General features: G+C 62.1%; 14 protein-coding genes. 8 read left to right on the top strand and 6 right to left on the bottom strand.

Annotated features, from left to right (window positions below):
* Window positions 1-40 precede the first annotated feature (40 nt).
* Window positions 41-1,138, top strand: a complete 1,098-nt coding sequence (locus tag LCH64_RS10060; protein ID WP_226500137.1) for a polyamine ABC transporter substrate-binding protein — start codon at window positions 41-43, stop codon at window positions 1,136-1,138.
* Between the two features lie 243 nt (window positions 1,139-1,381).
* Here LCH64_RS10060 and thpR read toward each other — a convergent pair whose 3' ends face one another.
* Window positions 1,382-1,921, bottom strand: coding sequence for an RNA 2',3'-cyclic phosphodiesterase (thpR, locus tag LCH64_RS10055; RefSeq protein ID WP_003226111.1), 540 nt, complete (start codon window positions 1,919-1,921; stop codon window positions 1,382-1,384).
* 105 nt (window positions 1,922-2,026) lie between these two features.
* Between thpR and LCH64_RS10050 the strand changes: the two genes are divergently transcribed.
* Complete coding sequence (locus LCH64_RS10050) at window positions 2,027-2,221, top strand: hypothetical protein (RefSeq protein ID WP_226500136.1); 195 nt, start codon at window positions 2,027-2,029, stop codon at window positions 2,219-2,221.
* Window positions 2,222-2,407: 186 nt separating this feature from the next.
* On the opposite strand, the gene LCH64_RS10045 is transcribed toward LCH64_RS10050, so the two are convergent.
* Window positions 2,408-2,761: a DUF1428 domain-containing protein gene (locus tag LCH64_RS10045; protein ID WP_226500135.1), complete on the bottom strand. Its 354-nt coding sequence runs from the start codon at window positions 2,759-2,761 to the stop codon at window positions 2,408-2,410.
* A gap of 2 nt (window positions 2,762-2,763) precedes the next feature.
* Window positions 2,764-3,843: a hypothetical protein gene (locus tag LCH64_RS10040; protein ID WP_226500134.1), complete on the bottom strand. Its 1,080-nt coding sequence runs from the start codon at window positions 3,841-3,843 to the stop codon at window positions 2,764-2,766.
* A gap of 281 nt (window positions 3,844-4,124) precedes the next feature.
* Between LCH64_RS10040 and LCH64_RS10035 the strand changes: the two genes are divergently transcribed.
* Complete coding sequence (locus LCH64_RS10035; RefSeq protein WP_003226119.1) at window positions 4,125-4,397, top strand: hypothetical protein; 273 nt, start codon at window positions 4,125-4,127, stop codon at window positions 4,395-4,397.
* 96 nt (window positions 4,398-4,493) lie between these two features.
* On the opposite strand, the gene LCH64_RS10030 is transcribed toward LCH64_RS10035, so the two are convergent.
* Window positions 4,494-5,558 carry a hypothetical protein gene (locus LCH64_RS10030; RefSeq protein WP_226500133.1) on the bottom strand — a complete coding sequence of 355 codons (1,065 nt, stop codon included), beginning with the start codon at window positions 5,556-5,558 and terminating at the stop codon, window positions 4,494-4,496.
* A gap of 580 nt (window positions 5,559-6,138) precedes the next feature.
* Here LCH64_RS10030 and paoA point away from each other — a divergent pair.
* The 3 genes from paoA to paoC are packed head-to-tail and all read left to right on the top strand — an operon-like array spanning window position 6,139 to window position 9,958.
* On the top strand, window positions 6,139-6,813 hold the full coding sequence (gene paoA, locus LCH64_RS10025) for an aldehyde dehydrogenase iron-sulfur subunit PaoA (RefSeq protein ID WP_260525037.1): 675 nt from the start codon (window positions 6,139-6,141) through the stop codon (window positions 6,811-6,813).
* Window positions 6,810-7,766: a xanthine dehydrogenase family protein subunit M gene (locus tag LCH64_RS10020; protein ID WP_226500131.1), complete on the top strand. Its 957-nt coding sequence runs from the start codon at window positions 6,810-6,812 to the stop codon at window positions 7,764-7,766. The genes paoA and LCH64_RS10020 overlap by 4 nt, the downstream gene beginning before the upstream one ends.
* Window positions 7,763-9,958, top strand: a complete 2,196-nt coding sequence (paoC, locus tag LCH64_RS10015; protein WP_226500130.1) for an aldehyde oxidoreductase molybdenum-binding subunit PaoC — start codon at window positions 7,763-7,765, stop codon at window positions 9,956-9,958. The genes LCH64_RS10020 and paoC overlap by 4 nt, the downstream gene beginning before the upstream one ends.
* A 105-nt stretch (window positions 9,959-10,063) precedes the next feature.
* On the opposite strand, the gene LCH64_RS10010 is transcribed toward paoC, so the two are convergent.
* Window positions 10,064-10,495, bottom strand: a complete 432-nt coding sequence (locus tag LCH64_RS10010; protein ID WP_226500129.1) for a cupin domain-containing protein — start codon at window positions 10,493-10,495, stop codon at window positions 10,064-10,066.
* 147 nt (window positions 10,496-10,642) lie between these two features.
* Between LCH64_RS10010 and LCH64_RS10005 the strand changes: the two genes are divergently transcribed.
* Window positions 10,643-11,536 carry a LysR family transcriptional regulator gene (locus tag LCH64_RS10005; protein ID WP_226500128.1) on the top strand — a complete coding sequence of 298 codons (894 nt, stop codon included), beginning with the start codon at window positions 10,643-10,645 and terminating at the stop codon, window positions 11,534-11,536.
* 4 nt (window positions 11,537-11,540) lie between these two features.
* Here the strand turns inward: LCH64_RS10005 and LCH64_RS10000 are convergent, their stop codons facing one another.
* Window positions 11,541-12,500 (bottom strand): aldo/keto reductase, encoded by a 960-nt coding sequence (locus tag LCH64_RS10000; RefSeq protein WP_226500127.1) that lies wholly within the window; start codon window positions 12,498-12,500, stop codon window positions 11,541-11,543.
* Between the two features lie 112 nt (window positions 12,501-12,612).
* On the opposite strand from LCH64_RS10000, the gene LCH64_RS09995 reads away from it, so the two are divergent.
* Window positions 12,613-13,386, top strand: a complete 774-nt coding sequence (locus LCH64_RS09995) for an alpha/beta fold hydrolase (RefSeq protein WP_226500126.1) — start codon at window positions 12,613-12,615, stop codon at window positions 13,384-13,386.
* Window positions 13,387-13,420 lie beyond the last annotated feature (34 nt).

Raw genomic sequence — 13,420 nt, 5'->3', positions numbered from 1 at the left:
CCGATGTGTGTTTTTGAATAAAAAGAATGGAGTTGTACCGATGAAAATGTTTGGCAGGACTCTGCTGACACTGTCCTTAATGGGCGCAATCGCCACGGGCGTCCAGGCCAACGACAAGGTGCTGCGTGTTTACAACTGGTCCGATTACATCGCGCCGGACACCGTCAAGAAGTTCGAAGACGAGACCGGTATCCAGGTGACCTACGACGTGTTCGACAGCAACGAAACCCTTGAGGCGCGTTTGCTGGCGGGCAAATCCGGCTACGACATCGTCGTGCCGTCCAACAGTTTCCTGGCCAAGCAGATCAAGGCCGGGGTCTATCAGCCGCTCGACAAAACCAAGTTGTCGAACTGGAAAAATCTCAACCCGGTGCTGCTGAAAAACGCTGCCGCCAGTGATCCGGACAACGCCCACGCGTTCCCGTACATGTGGGGCTCTATCGGCATCGGTTTCAACCCGGCCAAGGTCAAGGAAGTGCTCGGCGCCAATGCCCCGACCAACTCCTGGGACTTGCTGTTCAAACCGGAAAATGCAGAGAAACTGAAGGCGTGCGGCATCAGCTTCCTCGACTCGCCGACCGAGATGATCCCGGCCGCCCTGCACTACCTGGGCTACCCGGTGAACGACAAGGACAAGGCGCACATCCTCGAAGCCGAAGCACTGTTCATGAAGATCCGCCCGTACATGGCGTACTTCCATTCTTCGAAGTACATCTCGGACCTGGCCAACGGCAACATCTGCGTGGCGGTCGGTTACTCCGGTGACGTGCTGCAGGCCAAGGCCCGTGCGGTGGAAGCCGGCAACAAGGTGCAGATCGACTACAGCATTCCGAAGGAAGGCGCCGGCAGTTTCTACGACATGGTCGCTATCCCGCGCGATGCAGCGAACGTCGACAATGCCTACCTGTTCATGAACTTCCTGATGCGCCCGGACATCATCGCCGAGATCACCAACAGCAACGGCTACAGCAACGCCAACTCGGCCGCCACGCCGCTGGTGGACGAAGCGATCCGCAACGACCCGGGTTCGTATCCGTCGCAGGCAGTGATGGCGACGTTGTATGCGGTGCCGGATCAGCCGATTGCCACCCAGCGAATCATGACTCGCGGCTGGACCCGGGTGAAGCTCGGTAAATAACCGAATAACCCTGTAGGAGTGAGCCTGCTCGCGATGGCGGTATGTCAGCCAGCAATGATGCTGAATGTGCCGACGTCATCGCGAGCAGGCTCACTCCTACAGTGGGTCTGTGTTGTGACACAAAGAACTGATGGTTTTCCGTTCCCGCAGCGCCTTACCACCGCTGCACTCGCATGAACGGCCTCACCTGGCTCCCTCGGCTCAGGTGAATTTCAGGCGCCCTCGGGCGCCTTTTTTTGTGGATCAGATCAGCGGCCAATCCTGCAGAATCCGGTAGCGGCCCTTGTGCGATTCGAACAGGGCAAATCGCTCGGCACGCAGGAAAAACTCGGGCGGCGTTGGGGATTCCGGCGCTGGCGCGCGAAAATCCCGAGCCAATGTCAGGTGGGGCCTATACTCGCGATTCGCCTCTTCAAAGCCGAACGGCAACATGGCCTGCTCCAGCGCATAGACCAACCGCAACAACGCTTGCGGAGCCTGTTCAGGCGCCAGCGACAACACCCCCGCCTTGTGCCAGACCTGCAGCCGATCCAGCGCAATCCGCAGCGCTTCGCCTGGAGTACGCACTTTGTCTGCGGCCTCACACACCTCACCTATCTGCGCCAACGGCACCGCCCCGAGAAACAGCAGCGTCAGGTGGAAGTTGTCCGCAGGCACCGCTTTGCCGGTGCGCAACCCCAGATCGGCGCGCCACTGAGCGATGGCCTTGCGTTGTGGCGGCGGGCAGTCGAGGGCGAAAAACAGTCGCTTGAACGGTTCATCCCTGCGCGCATCATCGGTCATGGCCCTGCTCCTTCGCTCGTCGATCGGCCGATTCTACACAGCCTTCTCTGACGACTGGCGACACCCGGCTATAGTTCAAGGATTGCCATCGAACCGGAGGTCGCCATGCGCGAGATCCTCAGCAAAGAACCGTGGTGGGCCAGGCCACCCTCCCCCGGGCAGGATGAAACCGAGCTGGAATGGGGCTGGCTGGTGCATTACAGCGAGGGTGAACCGCGTTTCGAATTCGTCCGCGAACGGCCAACGGAAGAGCAAATCCGCAACCGCAAAAGCTGCCGGATCACCCCCTCCCCAGAGTGATCACCCTCCTATGTGGGAGCGAGCCTTCTCCCACACTGGATTTGTGGCGTGCCCATGATCGTAGCCATCCGCAAAACCCTGTGGGAGCGTGGCTTGCCCGCGAAGAGGCCGGCACATTTTGCAAACCCGCTGACTGACACACCGCCATCGCGAGCAGGCTCACTCCTGCACGGAATCTGGTGAGTTTCAGGATTCAAGAATGTTCTTGAAGCCACCAAAGATCATGCGCTGGCCATCAAATCCCATCGGGTTGACGTCCGGTTGCATGCGCGGGTCTTCCATCATTTTTGCCATGCCGGCATCGCGGGTGGCCTTGTTGGGCCAGATCAGCCAGCCGGACGACACCGTCTCGCCCTCCTTGAGTTTTACCGCCATCGGGAATGACGTGACCTTGCCCTCCGGCACGTCATCGCCCCAGCACTGAACCACCTCCTTCGCTCCGTATTCCTTGAACAGTTTCGCGGCGATCTCACAGTGTTTTTTGTACTGTTCGCGATTGGCAGTCGGCACGGGTGCTACAAAAATATCGATGTAAGCCATGATCACTCTCCTCGCACGTCGGGTTCGATCTGCTGGGTAGTCGATTCCGGCGGCCGCCATTCGACACGGTTGACGCCCAGTCCGACCGACGGTTGCTCTGCCCCGCCGAGGCTGCCTTCGACCTGCCCGGCGATATGCAGCGTACCGGCCATGACCCCGGTGGTCGGGTTCTGCAGCAGTTTCAGCCAGGCCTTGTCGAATGTGCTGCCCAGGCTGCTGCGAATCAGCGCTTCGCTGTCGGGCCGGTCACTCGCCTGGATGATCGCGCGGATGCCCGCCACACCGATCGAGATCACCCCGCCGACCAACTTGCCCGCCGCAGCCGCCACGGCACTGGCCGCCCCGCGCGGGGCCATCTCCGCTTCCATCCGCTGGCTGGCGCGCTTGGCAACTGGCGCCATGCCGGCGTCGGTTCCAGCGATGCCCTTGCTGCCGCCCTCGGTGTGAATCTTGTCGATCAGTGCGGCATACGCCGGCAGCGTGTTCAGCGGTTCGGTGCTGACGATCTGATACAGCGAAGCATCCCGTGCGGGCGGCGGCCCCAGGGCGATGGCCGGGACTTTCTGCAGGTGCCCGTAGAGCTGGGCCACCGGCACACCGTAGCGCTGGGCGATGAGTGGCATTTGCTTGGCCATCAACTGCGCATAAAACGCCGTGGCCTGACCGAGGATCGCGTCCGGATCGATCTCTACCGCCACCGGCGCCAGCACTCTTTTCTGATATTGCTCAAGCAGATAGGTCGCCAGGCGCTTGGTCGACGCATCCTGTTCGCCGCTGGCGCTGATGGTGTACCAACTGACTTTCATCGACAGCCATTCCTGGGTCCAGTAGCTGCTGAACCACGGAATGAAATTTTCTTCAGTTTGCTCATAGACGCGAATACGCCAATGTTCCATCGAACCTTGGGCAAACACCCTGACCTGCTCGGTGGACTGCTGCGAGGCGCTGACGATGTCGCGGTCGATCTGTTGCCAGGTGGCGGGTGAAACCACCACGGCAGGCGGCGTCAACGGGGCCCGCGCCGAGGAGGCACAGCCTGCCAGCAGCAACAGTGCGGCGACGCTCAGCGCACGCAGGTTCACGGTGGTGGAGTCCTTGAATGGAGGAAAACAGATTTGAGTATAGGTGCGGGTATTGGGCCATTTGTCGGTTGTGGCCAGGCTGGCCCCAGCGAGCAGGCTCGCTCCCACTTTGAAATGCGCTCCCATGTGGGAGCGAGCCTGCTCGCGATGAGGCCATCAGTCCCGCTGAAAGAACCTGACCATCAACGCCATCGATATTCACCATCGCCACGATTGCCTTCCGCCCGCCGCCCGGCGAAGGCACGATTCACCCATCCGAGACGCAACGAGGAGTAACCATCATGATTCGCACCATCACCCTCTCCGTGAGCTTCCCGGTGTTCGGCAGCAACTACTACGACCAGCAGGTCGTCTCGCGCAAGACCCAGGCGCTGCTGTTCAACGAAGATTTCGACGATGTGCTGATGCCCGCCGCAAGCAATCACTTCAGCAATGAAGTGGTCGGCATCAACGATCAGTTCCGCTTTCTGAGCGACATACTCGCCACCCATTTGCTGGATCTCGAGGCCACCGCGCCTGCGCATTCCAGCGTCCGGGCGAGCGCTCATTTTTAATCGCTGCACCACACCGCGCCGTAGACCGCGACTGCGGACATGAAAAAGCCCACTGGCCATTACGGCGCAGTGGGCTTTTTTGCTCAAGGTCCCAGGTCAGTGTTTCCAGCACTTGGCGAAGCGCGAGCAGACGTCGTACTGCGCATCCATCTCGGCCATGCGCGCAAAGTGCTGATCGACGGCCTCGGCCAGCACTTCCTTCTTCGTCTGGAAAAAGAACGGGATCATCGCCTGCTCACGCTCGATCAGCACCGCAGTGCTGCGCTTGTCCGAGGCACCGTCGGTGCCGGCCCACGCTTGCAACTGCTTGTCGTCGACGCTGCGCAGGCGCTGGCGGTATTCGTCAGTAGCACGTTGCAACGCGCGCGCCGTGTGGCTGCCGACCGCTTGATCGAACGTGACCAGGTTCTGCCGATACAGCGCCCAGTAGTCGTCCGGCATGGCGAAGCCGAATTTGGCCTTGCGCTCGCTGATCAGCGAATCAAGCTTTTCCGGAGGGAAGATCACCGGGTTGTCGTTGATGGTTTTGGCCGTCATCAAGACAATCAGGCTGCGACTGACGATGCGCTCGATCAGCGCCGTGCGCTCGGGTGTGTCCGCGAGCGCCACCGGCGGTTGCGGGAATATCGGGTTACGCCCGTAACACGCCGGCAGACCGTCCGGCTTGATCAGCAGCGGGGTTCGCACGTCCTGGCCGTCGACCCGTTGCAGGCGCTGCAGCAAAATCGAGCACTGGCGCCCGACGAGACTGAAGCTCACCTCGTATTCGGCACCGCGTTCCGGCTTCAAGTTGAAGCCCGAGCCGCAAGTGGCGTAACCGGTCTGAGTATGGATCCGCAGGTGCACGTCCTGGTCGGGTGGCAATTTAATTTCGAGGTAGTCGCGCGCCTTGTCCGGCGCCGCGACACTCATGCCCACCCGGCGCTGGCTGCTGGCGATAAACAGATTGTTCAACACGCCGGTGGTCAGGCCGTCGCAATGCTCGGCGTCGAAGTAATCGACCGTGGCGTTGTCGGTGCTGGCGACGAAACGCAACTTGGCGGCGTCCGGCGCACTGGAATCCTGATAAGTGCCCCTCTGGGAGCAACCGACGAGCAGGATAGCGCTCAACACAACGCTGAGCAGCGCGGGCAAACAGCGCAGAAATGAAGCGGCAGGCATGATCATCCTTGAAGGAAGAGACGAAAGGGCGCCGATGCTACTGAATTGCCATCACTGCGTCCATCCCGCCCCGCCTGTCGGATCCGGCTTCAGCCGGACAACATTAGGTCAGTCGTCGTCGCGGTCGCGGCGGTGATAGCGGCGGCCGTCATCACCATCGTCCCAGCGGCTGTCACGCCGGTCGTGCTGGCCATCCTGGTGGGTGGCTGGTGACATTGCAGGCGTATGTGGCGCCCCTTACGCATAGGGTGGTTGGCGGGCATTGATGTCGTTTGTGAGGGCCTCTTCGCGAGCAAGCCCGCTCCCACAGGGAAATGCATTCCAGATGTGGAGGGGGTTTACTCCCACAGAAGTGCATTTCAATGTGGGAGCGGGCTTGCTCGCGAAAGCGGTCTGTCATTCAAGCAGTGGGCTGGCTGACACGCCCCCATCGCTGGCAAGCCAACAGTCACAAGGTTGACTGCCGCCCAGCTCATTGATGAATCCTGCGCATAACTCTATAGCGAAAATCCGCAAAAACCTTTTCCCCTCCGCGCAGGTCATTCCAAGAACGAGACCGGCAAGCATGCCGGCGCGCCACATGGGCCCTTCAATCCCTGCCGTCCTGATTAAGCCAGAGAGGAATCGAAGCATGACGATTTCCCGACGAAGATTCCTGATCCTCGGCGCGGTGACCGCCACCGCGTTTGCAATGCCCCCCTTCATTAGCCTCAAGGCCTACGCGGCCAGTCTGGAGCAACCCGCCATGGCCAAACTGACGATCAACGTCAATGGTAAATCCCAAGCCCTTGAGGTCGACAACCGCACCACCCTGCTCGACGCACTGCGCGAGCACCTGCATTTGACCGGCAGCAAAAAAGGCTGCGATCACGGCCAGTGTGGCGCCTGCACGGTGATCGCCGATGGGCGCCGAATCAATGCCTGCCTGACCCTGGCGGTGATGCAAGACGGCAGCGAGATCACCACCATCGAAGGCCTCGGCATGCCCGACGCACTGCACCCGATGCAGGCCGCGTTCATCAAGCACGACGGTTACCAGTGCGGCTATTGCACGCCGGGGCAGATCTGTTCGGCGGTGGCAGTGCTCAAGGAAATTCGCGATGGCATTCCCAGCCACGTCAGCCCGAGCCTGACCGAAGCTCCACAACTGATCGCCAGCGAATTCCAGGAGCGCATGAGCGGCAACATCTGCCGTTGCGGCGCCTACTCGAACATCATCGAAGCGATCACTGAAGTCGCGGAGGTGCCGGCATGAGAGCGTTCAATTACAGCCGCGCCGACTCCCCCGCCGCAGCCGCTGCACTGGCGGCACAGGTCGAAGGCGCGAGGTTCATCGCCGGCGGCACCAACCTGCTGGACCTGATGAAACTCGACATCGAAACTCCGCCGCACCTGATCGACATCAACCACTTGGGCCTCGACCAGATCGAAGCCACCGCCGAGGGCGGCTTGCGCATCGGCGCGCTGGTGCGCAACACCGATCTGGCCGCCGACACCCGCGTGCGCAAGGACTACGCCCTGCTCTCTCGCGCCTTGCTCGCCGGGGCCTCGGGCCAGTTACGCAACATGGCGAGCACCGCCGGCAACCTGCTGCAACGCACCCGTTGCCCGTACTTTTATGACGTCAATCAGGCCTGCAACAAACGCCAGCCCGGCAGTGGTTGCGCGGCGATTGGTGGGGTCAGTCGGCAACTGGGGCTGATCGGCGTCAGCGACGCCTGCATCGCCACCCACCCGAGCGACATGGCGATTGCGATGCGCGCTCTCGATGCACAGATTGAAACGGTCAAACCTGACGGCAGCACGCGCAGCATCGCCATCGCCGATTTTCATCAGTTGCCGGGCAACACGCCGAACATCGAAACCAGCCTCACGCCTGGCGAGTTCATCACTTCGGTAACCCTGCCCGCCCCGGTTGGCGGCACGCACATTTATCACAAGGTGCGTGATCGCTCCTCCTATGCCTTCGCGCTGGTGTCGGTCGGTCTGATCCTGCACAAGGACGGCAGCGGCCGTGTGGCGGTGGGTGGCATCGCGCCGAAACCGTGGCGGGTAGAGGCTGCCGAAGCCCTGCTGCCGCAAGGCGCAAAAGCCGTCAGCGAACGCCTGCTCGACGGCGCTACGCCGACCCACGACAACCAATTCAAACTGACCCTGGTCGAGCGCACGCTCGGTTCGGTGTTGGCGCAAGCGAGGGATCAAGCATGAAGTTCGACACGCCCGCCACTACCAACCCGATCGACCAGTTGAAGGTGATCGGCAAACCTACCGACCGCGTCGAAGGCCCGCTGAAGACCAGCGGCCAGGCACCTTATGCCTATGAGCAGCACGAGGCCGTGGCGAATCAAGCTTACGGTTTCATGGTCGGCTCGGCCATCGCCAAGGGCCGCATCAGCCATATCGACCTCGACGCTGCCGAAGCCGCGCCCGGCGTGCTGGCTATCGTCACCGCCGCCAATGCCGGCAAGCTCGGCAAAGGCCAATACAACTCGGCGCCGCTGCTCGCCGATTCCGAGGTGCAGCACTATCACCAGGCTGTGGCACTGGTGGTCGCCGAGACCTTCGAACAGGCCCGCGCCGCGGCGCAGTTGGTCAAGGTCGACTATGTCACGGCCAAAGGCGAATTCGAGCTGGCCAACGTGCGCGACCAAGGTGTCGAAGACGACGAGTTGCCCGACGTCACCCACGGCGATTTCGACTCGGCTTTCGCCGCTGCGCCGGTGCAGTTCGACCAGACCTACACCACACCCGACCAGTCCCACGCGATGATGGAACCGCACGCGACCCTTGCCGCGTGGAAAGGTGATCGTCTGACCTTGTGGACGTCCAACCAGATGATCGCCTGGAGCGTCGGCGACGTCGCCACCACCCTCGGCCTGCCCAAGGAAAACGTGCGCCTGATCTCGCCGTACATTGGCGGTGGCTTCGGCGGCAAACTGTTCATTCGTGCGGACGCGATTCTCGCCGCCCTCGGTGCGCGCCTGGCTAATCGCCCGGTGAAAGTTGCCCTCGCTCGCCCGCAAATGGCCAACAACACCACCCACCGCCCGGCCACGATCCAGCGCATTCGCCTGGGCGCGACGGCGGACGGCAAACTCAGGGCCATCGCCCACGAAGGCTGGTCGGGCAACCTCAAGGACGGCAAGGTTGAAGTCGCCGCGCAACCGAGCCAGTTACTTTATGCCGGAGAAAATCGCCGAGTGACCATGCGCCGGGCGCCACTGGATCTGCCCGAGGGCAATTCCATGCGCGCGCCGGGTGAAGCACCGGGGCTGATGGCGCTGGAAATCGCCATGGACGAGATGGCCGAGCAGCTCAAGCTCGACCCGATCCAGTTCCGCATCCTCAACGACACGCAGGTCGATCCAGTGAAAACCGAGCGCCCATTCTCCCAGCGGCGACTGATCGAATGCCTGCAGACCGGCGCGGAAAAATTCGGCTGGAACCAGCGCAACGCGACACCCGGCAGCCGTCGCGAAGGTCGCTGGCTGATCGGCATGGGCGTCGCGGCGGCAATCCGCAACAACCTGCTGCTCAAGTCCGGCGCGCGGGTGCGGCTGGAGCACGATGGCAAGGTCTCGGTGGAAACCGACATGACCGATATCGGCACCGGCAGCTACACCATCATCGCCCAGACGGTCGCCGAGATGATGGGCGTGCCTCTGGCGGATGTGACCGTGCGTCTGGGCGATTCAACCTTCCCGGTGTCGTCCGGCTCCGGCGGCCAGTTCGGCGCCAATTGCTCGACCGCCGGGGTCTATGCCGCGTGCATGAAACTGCGCGAAGCGGTGGCGACGAAGCTGGGCATGACCGGGGGTGACGTCGAGTTCGCCGACGGTCAGGTACGCGCCGCCGGCAAGACCCTGCCGCTGCGTGACGCCGCAAAAAATGGCGCCGTCGAGGCTGAGGACAGCATCGAGTTCGCCGACCTTGCCAAGCAGTATCAACAGTCGACTTTTGGTGCGCATTTCGTCGAAGTGGCGGTGGATGCTGCTACCGGTGAAGTCCGCGTGCGACGCATGCTTGCGGTTTGCGCGGCGGGACGGATTCTCAACCCGAAAGCCGCGCGCAGCCAGGTGATCGGCGCGATGACCATGGGCGTCGGCGCGGCGTTGATGGAAGAGCTGGCGGTGGACAAGCGCCTGGGCTTTTTCGTCAATCACGATCTGGCCGGATACGAGGTGCCGGTGCATGCCGACATCCCGCATCAAGAGGTGATTTTCCTCGACGAGACCGACCCGATCTCTTCACCGATGAAAGCCAAGGGCGTGGGGGAACTGGGGATTTGTGGTGTGAGCGCGGCGGTGGCGAATGCGATCTACAACGCCACCGGGGCGCGGGTGCGCGAGTATCCGATTACGCTGGACAAGATCCTCGATTCGTTACCGCCGATGACCTAATTGTCCAACCCCCCCCTGTAGGAGCTGCCGCAGGCTGCGATCTTTTGATCTTGATCTTCAACAACCAAGTCAAAAGATCGCAGCCTGCGGCAGCCCCTACAGAAATCAGTGTGGATATTGTGCAGCACTCACCTGCTCCATCCACTCCACCACTTCACCCTCCAGCACCTCGGCAATCGCGATGTGCGTCATCGCCGTGATCGGCGCGGCGCCATGCCAGTGCTTCACATTCGGCGCAATCCACACGGTATCGCCGGGACGGATCTCGCGAACCGGTTGCCCCCACTCCTGCACAAAACCTGAACCGGCGGTGACGATCAGCGTCTGACCCAACGGATGGCTGTGCCACGCGGTGCGTGCACCCGGCTCGAACGTCACCGTGGCGCCGCTGACGCGCGCGGCATCGCTGCCCTTGAATGGCGCGTCGACACGCACCGTGCCGGTGAACCAGTCTGCCGGGCCTTGGACGGATGGTTGCGAACCGTTAGGGGTAACGGTGACGCCTGAGATCTGCGCATTGGCAGCGACTGAATTCATCACAAGACTCCAAATATGTAAGAGACCTCCCTGTAGGAGCTGCCCCAGCCTGCGGCAGCTCCTACAGGGAACTTGCGTCACTTTACCGAGCCAGACTCTTCAGATAATCGACTAGAATTCGAAAAAACTTATGCAGGACACTCATCAATGCTTCGAGAAAACGCCAGTGACCTGCTCGCCTTCCTCGCCGTGGCCCGCGAGCGCAGTTTCACCAAAGCCGCGGCCAGACTCGGCGTCTCGCAATCGGCGCTCAGCCATACCATCCGCACCCTCGAAGCGCGCCTGGGCCTGCGCCTGCTGACCCGCACCACGCGCAGCGTCTCCCCGACCGAGGCCGGCGAACATCTGCTGCAGACCATCGGTCCGCGCTTCGAAGAGATCGAACTGGAACTGGCCGCCCTGAGCAACCTGCGCGAAACCCCGGCAGGCCGGATCCGTATCAGCGCCACCGACCATTCGCTGAACTGGTTGCTGCGTCCGGTGCTCAAGGAATTTCTGCCCAAGTACCCGGACATCTCCGTCGAGGTGTGCTGCGACTATGGCTTTGTCGACATCGCCGGGCAAGGCTTTGACGCCGGCGTGCGCCTGGGCGAAGACGTGGCACAAGGCATGATCGCCACCCGCATCGGCCCCGACATGCGCATGGCGGTGGTCGGCTCGCCGGCCTATTTCGCCAACCGTACACGCCCGCAAACGCCAAGAGATTTGACTGACCACGCCTGCAACAACCTGCGCCTGCCCACCAACGGCGGGCTGTACCCCTGGGAGTTCGAGAAGGGCGGCGAAAGCCTCAAGGTGCGTGTCTCCGGGCAAGTCACCCTCAACGGCGTCTACCCGCTGCTCGACGCCGCACTCGATGGCTTCGGTCTGAGCTACATCCCGGAAAACATTGTCGCGCCGTATCTGGCCGACGGCAGCCTGCTGCAAGTGCTGGAAGACTGGTGCCCGACCTTCGCCGGTCATCACCTGTACTACCCGAGCCGGCGTCAGGCGGCGCCGGCGTTTGCGTTATTGGTTGAAGCGTTGCGGTATCGCGGCTGATTGCCTACCCCAGCAACGCTATCAACTGATACCGCTGCGCATCGGTCAACATCGGCCCGAACCCGGCGCCGGCGTTGTCGGCCATGTAGCGCGGATTGCCGGTGCCGGGGATCACGCAAGTCACCGCCGGATGCGAAAGCAGATATTTCAGCGCCAGTTGCGGCCAACTGTTGACCTGCACATCCGATACCCAGCCCGGCAGCGGCTTGCCCTTGAGCCGTGTCAGCAAGCCGCCGCCACCGAACGGCCGGTTACAGATCACCGCCACCCCGCGCTCGCGGCACAACGGCAGAATGCGTTTCTCCACACCACGGTCGTCGAGGGCGTAGTTGATTTGCAGGAAATCCAGTTGTTCGGCCCCGAGCACTGCCTCGACTTCTTCATAGGCCGACGGCGTGTAATGAGTGATACCGATGTAGCGGATGCGCCCCTCGGCTTTCCACTCGCGCAGGATCGGCAGATGGCTTTGCCAGTCCAGCAGGTTGTGGATCTGCATCAGGTCGATGCGTTCGGTGCGCAACAGGCTGAAGGATTGCTCCATCTGCGCGATGCCCTCCTTGCGCCCGCGGGTCCACACCTTGGTCGCCAGAAATGCCGGCGAGCGCGGTTCGTGGATCGACAACAGCTCGCCAGTGATTTGCTCGGCGCGGCCATACATCGGCGAGCTGTCGATCAGCGTGCCGCCCTTTTTGAACAGTTCATCGAGCACCGCCGGCAGTTGTTTATAGGCGGGGTCGCCGGGCGCAACATCGAAGCCGCGGTACGTGCCCAGGCCCACCATTGGCAACAGCTCGGAGCTTGAAGGGATGGCGCGGGTCTGCATGGTCTGGTCTCCTGCCGTGCTGGGCGAAGTGGCCGGTGGCGGCGTGGCGGTGGCCAACGCCCGGTCAAAGGTGAAGACCGCCGAAACCCCGGCAGCCAGTGTGAGCAACCGGCGACGGGAGCAACCCTCAGTGTGGCTCATGCTGGTTCCCCTGCTGCGTGAAGCTGTTGCACGTTGTGTGCGACGGCTGGCCGTCTGCTGCGCTGGACTACACTGCGACAGCGAACACCCGCGCCCGGTTAAAGTTAGTCGAATGTCCAGAAAACTGATGTCACTCGTCGCCTTGCTCATCGCCCTCTACCTGCTGCTGTGCGGGGCGCTGTTCGTATTTCAGCGCTCGCTGATCTATTTCCCCCAGCCTGACAGCGCCGTCGCCACGACGGATTCGCGGTTGAAACTGACGATGCCGGATGCCGATGTGTGGGTAGCCACGCGCGCACACGTCGGGCCAAAGGCACTGATCTACTTTGGCGGCAATGCCGAGGACGTGTCGCGCAATCTGCCGTCGTTCAGCGAGGCCTTTCCCGACTACGCGCTGTTTTTGCTGAACTATCGGGGTTTCGGTGGCAGCGGCGGCTCGCCCTCGGAGGAAGCGATCGCCGAAGATGCGTTGGCACTGTTCGATCAGGTGTACGCCAGCCATCCGCAGATTGCCGTGATCGGCCGCAGCCTGGGTTCGGGGGTAGCGGTGCGCCTGGCGAGTCAGCGCCCGGCGAAACAACTGATTCTGGTGACGCCGTACAACAGCCTTGAAGACATCGCCGTCCGCCAATATCCGTGGATGCCGGTGAAGTGGCTGCTGAAGGATCGCTTCGAGTCGGGCCGCTATGCCGCGCACATTCGCGTACCGACCTTGCTGTTGGCGGCCAGCGATGACGAGGTGATACCACGGGACAGCACGCAGCGACTGCTACAGAGTTTCCCCAAAGGCGTGGCGACGCTGCGGGAGGTGCCGGATACGGGGCACAACTCGATTTCCGAGCGAGCGCAGTATCTGCAGTGGATGGAGGATGTGCTTGATCGCTGATAGCCGGTTATTGCGTTGTCTGGACAGGCGCCTT

It is taken from the genome of Pseudomonas sp. MWU16-30322, assembly GCF_020515535.1.
Taxonomy (GTDB): domain Bacteria; phylum Pseudomonadota; class Gammaproteobacteria; order Pseudomonadales; family Pseudomonadaceae; genus Aquipseudomonas; species Aquipseudomonas fluorescens_H.
This window is presented reverse-complemented; position numbering and strand designations above follow the sequence as displayed.

Bases quoted from the DNA above. Each gene is read 5' to 3' on its own strand.
- LCH64_RS10060 (WP_226500137.1), top strand. From the start codon at position 41: ATGAAAATGTTTGGCAGGACTCTGCTGACACTGTCCTTAATGGGCGCA.
- thpR (WP_003226111.1), bottom strand. From the start codon at position 1,921: ATGACCGATGATGCGCGCAGGGATGAACCGTTCAAGCGACTGTTTTTC.
- LCH64_RS10050 (WP_226500136.1), top strand. From the start codon at position 2,027: ATGCGCGAGATCCTCAGCAAAGAACCGTGGTGGGCCAGGCCACCCTCC.
- LCH64_RS10045 (WP_226500135.1), bottom strand. From the start codon at position 2,761: ATGGCTTACATCGATATTTTTGTAGCACCCGTGCCGACTGCCAATCGC.
- LCH64_RS10035 (WP_003226119.1), top strand. From the start codon at position 4,125: ATGATTCGCACCATCACCCTCTCCGTGAGCTTCCCGGTGTTCGGCAGC.
- LCH64_RS10030 (WP_226500133.1), bottom strand. From the start codon at position 5,558: ATGCCTGCCGCTTCATTTCTGCGCTGTTTGCCCGCGCTGCTCAGCGTT.
- paoA (WP_260525037.1), top strand. From the start codon at position 6,139: ATGGGCCCTTCAATCCCTGCCGTCCTGATTAAGCCAGAGAGGAATCGA.
- LCH64_RS10020 (WP_226500131.1), top strand. From the start codon at position 6,810: ATGAGAGCGTTCAATTACAGCCGCGCCGACTCCCCCGCCGCAGCCGCT.
- paoC (WP_226500130.1), top strand. From the start codon at position 7,763: ATGAAGTTCGACACGCCCGCCACTACCAACCCGATCGACCAGTTGAAG.
- LCH64_RS10010 (WP_226500129.1), bottom strand. From the start codon at position 10,495: ATGAATTCAGTCGCTGCCAATGCGCAGATCTCAGGCGTCACCGTTACC.
- LCH64_RS10005 (WP_226500128.1), top strand. From the start codon at position 10,643: ATGCTTCGAGAAAACGCCAGTGACCTGCTCGCCTTCCTCGCCGTGGCC.
- LCH64_RS10000 (WP_226500127.1), bottom strand. From the start codon at position 12,500: ATGAGCCACACTGAGGGTTGCTCCCGTCGCCGGTTGCTCACACTGGCT.
- LCH64_RS09995 (WP_226500126.1), top strand. From the start codon at position 12,613: ATGTCCAGAAAACTGATGTCACTCGTCGCCTTGCTCATCGCCCTCTAC.